The organism is Streptomyces sp. NPDC057654 (assembly GCF_042800135.1).
GTDB lineage: Bacteria > Actinomycetota > Actinomycetes > Streptomycetales > Streptomycetaceae > Streptomyces.
The window spans coordinates 1-4684 of sequence record NZ_JBHVHQ010000686.1; the positions used below are offsets into that span (position 1 = coordinate 1).

Here is a 4684-nt window from a genome sequence, read left to right on the forward strand (position 1 = left end):
CCTTCGTAGTCCTCCACGCCCGCCAGGCGTGATCGGACCAGCAGGCGCCGCCCCGGTCAGCCGTACATCGCCACGCGGTAGAGGGTCGCCAGCGCGTCGTCGATGGGATGGGGCTGCGGCTTGCCGGAGGCGTCGAGTCTGTTCCACCTTTGGAGGTTCACGGCGACGGCCATCTGCCGCTTGCCGTCGGCACGGGTCATGGCCAGCGTTCCGCCGCCCCAGACCGTACCGCCATGGCCCCAGAAGGAGCCCCGGCCGGGGCTCTCCATCGAGCGCAGGCCGAGGCCGTAGTCGATCGGCTTTCCCTCTTGGGAGATGATCGGGACGGTGCGTTGCATCTGCGCCAGCGACGGCGGACTGACGATCTCTCCGGCCAGCAGCAGCCCGTAGAAGCGGTTGAGGTCCGCGACGGTGGAAATCAGCGAGGCCGACGGGCCCACCCACGACATGTCGTACACGCTGTAGTCGCGCGGCGGGTCGATCATGCCGAACCACGCCTCGTAGAGCTGCGAGTGCGGCCCGTCGACGTACGGCCCGACGGGGAACGCGGTGTCCGGGAGCCCGGCGCGTTCGATGATGTTCCGGGTGATGTACCGCTCGGCCGTGGTGCCGGTCACCTGTTCCAGGAGTTGGGCGAGGAGCAGGTAGTTGGTGTTGGAGTACAGCCCCGGCGCGCCGCCCGGTGCGCCGACGGCAGGTGCGGTGACGCCCATCTTGATCAGCCCGGCGGGGTCGAACCGTGTGAACCGGTGGTCGTCCAGGCTCCGGGGCCCGGTCTCCGCGAGGTCGGGGAACGCCCTGAGGGAGGAGTAGGCGTACGGAAGGTACTCGGCGAGGCCACTAGTGTGGTTGATCAGCATCCGAACCGTGATCGCGTCACCGCGTTCTCCGGGAACCAGCTTCGGAAGGTAGCGGCCGATCGGCGCGTCGAGACCGATCCGACCACTCTCGACCTGCTGGAGAACCGCGGCGGCGGTGAAGGTCTTGGTGACGCTGCCGACGCGGTGCCTCATGTCGGCGGAGACGGGACGACCGGTGGCGACCTCGGCGACCCCTGCGGCACCGCGCCAGACCTGGTCGCCGTCACGCACCTCGGCGAACAAGCCGGGCATTCCGGCACGATGGACGTTTTCCAAGGCTGCGTCCAGCGCCGCGCGATCCAGTGGGCTCTTCATATCATGCGTCCTTTCGTGTTCCCCAGGGTGAACACTCCGCATCCGGTCGGCGACCGGATACGGAAAGACAAGGGGCCCACGTCTCAACAGACATGCGTCGCCTATGACGGATTCCGAGGCGTCGATTCGTCCGCCTGGCTCACCTGCCTCACCTGCCACCGCCGCCGCGCCAAATTGAGACGCCTTCGGATCTCGCCCCCGTCCCGACCATGGCGCCGCGATGCTCTCGCCGCGACCTGTCAGTGCTCTTCGAACATCGGGGTGACTTCCAGGCCCCCCTTGCCCTTGTCGCTCACCGGCATGTTGAAGGCGACCGGGGCGGTGGCGTGGTGCGTCTCATTCGGAGGGGTTACGACGAGGGCGGTGCCCTGGATACCCGAGCCGCCGCTGTTGTTGATCGGATAGGCGATATTGGCGGTGGCCGTCTTCCCAGCTTTGAGGGTGAACGCCGTCCCCACCTCCTGCTTGTCACGGTCCACCGACTGCGTGCCGTAATTGGTCTTTACGTCGACGCCCGGGAATCCATTCATCCGGCAGTTGCTTCCGGTATTCGTGAACCGGATGACGATCGAGCCCACGCCCTCCCGGGCCTCGCCCTGGTTCTTCGCCACGATGCGCAGATTCGATGTGCGGCACGTCGACGCCTTCGAGGACGTCGAGGACTTCGAGGAGGCGTTCGAGCCGTTCCCGGACGACGCACCGGACCCACTCGTCGAGGAGTTGCCCGACAGTCCGCTGGACGAGTCCGAGGACGGCGCCCCGGTCGAGGTCGAGGAGGAGCTGCCTTTGCTGTTCGAGTCCGACGAGTCGTTCGCCCCGCATGCTGTGAGGGCGGCGGTGGCGGCCAGTCCGACGGCGCCGGCGACAACGGCCCTGCGGACGGATATGCGGTGCATGGTGTGCTCCTCGGTACATGCGGGCGGGCGTGGCGCCCGGCGCGGTTCGGTGTCCGTTGCCGGTCCTCTCGCCCCGGACGACAGCCAATATTCCAGCCTCGCGCTATCGTCCGGCTAACGCCTGGCCGAGGGGACGACTCGCGCTGTACGGGCGTCGGGCGGGCACCGTGCGGGCGAGCGGCCTCGGAGGCATGCCCGCCGCCAGGAGCAGAACGCCCGTGACTCCTTCTTGATCCTCTGGCAGCTACCGTTCTGCCGGGCCGTCTGCATGGCGGCCCGTAGCGCGCCCCGGACTTACTGCCGGGCCTGGGTCGGTGGTGCGCTCATTGCCGCCGTCAGGAATGTGATCGCCCAGCGCCGAGCCTCTTCGCCTGCCATCGCCGAAGCAGCCGCAGCCGCAGTGGCAGTCGCAGTCGCCATCACCGTCTCCGTCGCCGGCTCCGCCGGGGAGGCTTCGGCAGGCTGGTTGAAGACCTCGACGCGGTCGATGGCCGTCACAGCGAGGATCCCCCGCATGCGGAACAACAGCTCCTGTGGGGCAAGGCCGGGCAGTGCGTGCGCGAAAGCCGCCAGGTAGCGCTCGCCGACCGTGTTCTCGTCAGGGCCGACCCAGCTACGCGCCTCCTCGGCCGGGTCGCTGAGGATCGTCACGATGAGCCGGGATGTCCGGGCTCCGCTCGCACGGCCGGCGGGCATCTCGTCGAAGAGCGGCCCGGCGAAGGCTTCCACCAGTTCGGCGACCGGCGGGTTCGGAGTCCGGGCGAGCAGTGCGTCGAGACCGGCGCACTGGGCGGCGGTGATGGGCTCGATCACACGGCGGGCGACCGCGCCCAGGAGTTCCGCCTTCGAGCCGAAGTGATAGCCGACGGCGGCCAGGTTCGCTCCGGCGAGGTCGGTGATCGCACGGACCGACGTGCCGCGGTAGCCGTGCTCCGCGAAGAGGTGTTCGGCCGCGTCGAGGATCTTGGTCCGGGTATCGGGTAGCGCCATGTGCCGTACTCTACAAACGTTTGATTAAAACGAACGTTTGACTGCGGAGGAGATCGCCATGAAACTGCTCGTATACGGTGCGGGGGTCTGCGGCAGCCTGTTCGCCGCCCGCCTGCACGAGGCCGGGGTCGACGTCTCGCTCCTCGCCCGGGGCGAGCGCCTGGCCTCCCTGCGCCGGCACGGCGTGCAGCTCGCCGAGGAGGACAGCCCGGCCGTCAGGCGGGTGCCCGTACCAGTGGTCGAGCACCCGGCCGACGGTCACGACCTGAGCGGTCACGACCTGAGCCGATACGACCTGACCTGCGTACTCGTCCGCGCCCATCACGTCGACGCGGTACTGGAGTCGCTCACCGGCCTCGACGGCGACGTGCTGTTCCTGCACAACTGGGCAGCCGGCGCGGAGCCGCTGGGCGCGGCGATCGGCCACGAGCGAGTCCTGCTCGGCTTCCCTCCGGCACTGGCCGGCGGCACGATGGACGGCGGCGTGGTCCGCTACCGCGCGGCCAACTTCATGACCAGCCGGGTCCCGATGCCGATCGGCGAACCCGACGGCCGAGCCACCCCGCGACTGGAACGGATCGTCCGGGAGTTCCGCACCGCCGGGATCAATGCCAAGGCCGAGCCGCGGATGGATGCCTGGCTCAGGACGCACGCCGCGTTCGAGGCGCCGCTCGGACGGGCGGCGTACGCGGCGGGCGGCCCGGTAGCACTGGCCGACGATCCCGACGCGGTACGCGGCATGCTCCGCCTCATGCGGCACAACCTGGCCGCCATGCCCGGACCACCGGTCCCCCGCGCGTTCGCCGCGCTGCGGAGCCTGCCGGAGGGACTGCTCGTGGCCCTGCTGCGACGCTTCCTGCGCAGCCCGACGGTCGTACGCAGCGGACTCAGTGACACCTCCCCCGCGGCAGCGGCCGAACTCGACTGCCTGGCCGAACAGATACGTGCTCAGGCGAAGGTCCGGTAGACCATCGGCGGGCCGCCGTCAGGCGCGGTAGGCGCGCTTGGAGCGGCGGCTCATCTTCGTATTCTGGAAGGCCACGCATTCCCAACGCCCCTCACGGCGGCGGTGCAGCGTGAACGTCTGAAACTTGTCGAAGCCGATCCGGCTGCCCTTGCCGATGCCGCCGACGGTGGTCACCACCGCCGTGGACTCGTCCGGCATCCGCACGTCGATCGACTTGACCGCCATGCGCGTGCCCTTCTGCCACCGCGTGAACACCTCATGATGAGTCCGCTCGATGGCCGCGCGCCCGAGCATGACGTCCCCCATGAAGATCACATACGACGCGTTCTCCGCGAACTGTGCCGCGTATCCGCTCGCGTCCCCCGCGTCCCAGGTATCCCGGATCCGATCGAGGAACCCCTCGACCGTGTCCTCGTTCATGACCGCCATCGTCGTCTCCTGTGGTCGGCCGCCTCACGGCGGCACTCAATCAGTTCTCACTGAAACTATTCCAACCGAAACGATCTGCGCAAGCCCCGTCGGCCACCAGATCGAGCTCCCCGACCGGAAGGCCAGGTCACCACGCCCGGACAGGCCGCCCCTCGGGCTCGACGGCGACGTTGGCGTAGACGATCCCGAGCAGCCGACGCAGCTCGGACCGGTCCTCGGCCGTCAGC

General features: G+C 69.0%; 6 protein-coding genes. 2 read left to right on the top strand and 4 right to left on the bottom strand.

Annotated features, from left to right (window positions below; all coding sequences use genetic code 11):
• Nucleotides 1–56: 56 nt before the first annotated feature.
• Nucleotides 57–1175, bottom strand: a complete 1119-nt coding sequence (locus ACFU99_RS33640; protein ID WP_384399319.1) for a serine hydrolase domain-containing protein — start codon at nucleotides 1173–1175, stop codon at nucleotides 57–59.
• Nucleotides 1176–1414: 239 nt separating this feature from the next.
• A complete protein-coding gene (locus ACFU99_RS33645) occupies nucleotides 1415–1786 on the bottom strand; it encodes a DUF4232 domain-containing protein (RefSeq protein WP_384399322.1) in 372 nt (123 codons plus the stop codon).
• A gap of 1 nt (nucleotide 1787) precedes the next feature.
• Here ACFU99_RS33645 and ACFU99_RS33650 point away from each other — a divergent pair, with 1 nt between their 5' ends.
• Nucleotides 1788–2189 carry a hypothetical protein gene (locus ACFU99_RS33650; protein WP_384399325.1) on the top strand — a complete coding sequence of 134 codons (402 nt, stop codon included), beginning with the start codon at nucleotides 1788–1790 and terminating at the stop codon, nucleotides 2187–2189.
• Nucleotides 2190–2365: 176 nt separating this feature from the next.
• Here ACFU99_RS33650 and ACFU99_RS33655 read toward each other — a convergent pair whose 3' ends face one another.
• The gene (locus ACFU99_RS33655) at nucleotides 2366–3061 is read right to left on the bottom strand and encodes a TetR/AcrR family transcriptional regulator (protein WP_384399328.1); all 696 of its coding nucleotides are present in this window, start codon (nucleotides 3059–3061) and stop codon (nucleotides 2366–2368) included.
• A gap of 58 nt (nucleotides 3062–3119) precedes the next feature.
• Here ACFU99_RS33655 and ACFU99_RS33660 point away from each other — a divergent pair, with 58 nt between their 5' ends.
• Nucleotides 3120–4028, top strand: coding sequence for a ketopantoate reductase family protein (locus ACFU99_RS33660; RefSeq protein ID WP_384399331.1), 909 nt, complete (start codon nucleotides 3120–3122; stop codon nucleotides 4026–4028).
• 18 nt (nucleotides 4029–4046) lie between these two features.
• On the opposite strand, the gene ACFU99_RS33665 is transcribed toward ACFU99_RS33660, so the two are convergent.
• A complete protein-coding gene (locus ACFU99_RS33665) occupies nucleotides 4047–4448 on the bottom strand; it encodes an SgcJ/EcaC family oxidoreductase (RefSeq protein ID WP_384399333.1) in 402 nt (133 codons plus the stop codon).
• Nucleotides 4449–4684 lie beyond the last annotated feature (236 nt).